1 protein-coding gene is annotated in these 258 nt (G+C 71.7%); it reads right to left on the bottom strand.

Translation table 11 applies throughout. From position 1 onward, the window contains the following. Positions 1-70 precede the first annotated feature (70 nt). On the bottom strand, positions 71-258 hold a 188-nt coding region (locus J0695_RS43150; RefSeq protein WP_206970246.1), incomplete at its 5' end, for a helix-turn-helix domain-containing protein.

The raw sequence follows: 258 nt of genomic DNA on the forward strand, positions 1-258 counted from the left end.
GCGGGGTCGCCCCGGCAGGCCCCACTCCGGGTGATTCGTCAAGGACGTCCCGCAGAACTGGGGTGGCCGGTCAGCGCGGGAGGAGTTTGCGGGCGGTCAGGGCGAGGGTGACCTCGACCAGGTCGAAGGGGCGGGAGAGGGAGCGTCCGGTCAACTGCTCGTAGCGGCGCAGTCGGTTGAGGACGGTGTTGCGGTGGCAGTACAGCCGTCTGCTCGCCCGCTGGGCGGATCCGTCGCAGGCCAGCCAGGTGGCCAGGG

Origin of the sequence: Streptomyces beijiangensis, assembly GCF_017315755.1 — a bacterium.
Taxonomy (GTDB): domain Bacteria; phylum Actinomycetota; class Actinomycetes; order Streptomycetales; family Streptomycetaceae; genus Streptomyces; species Streptomyces beijiangensis.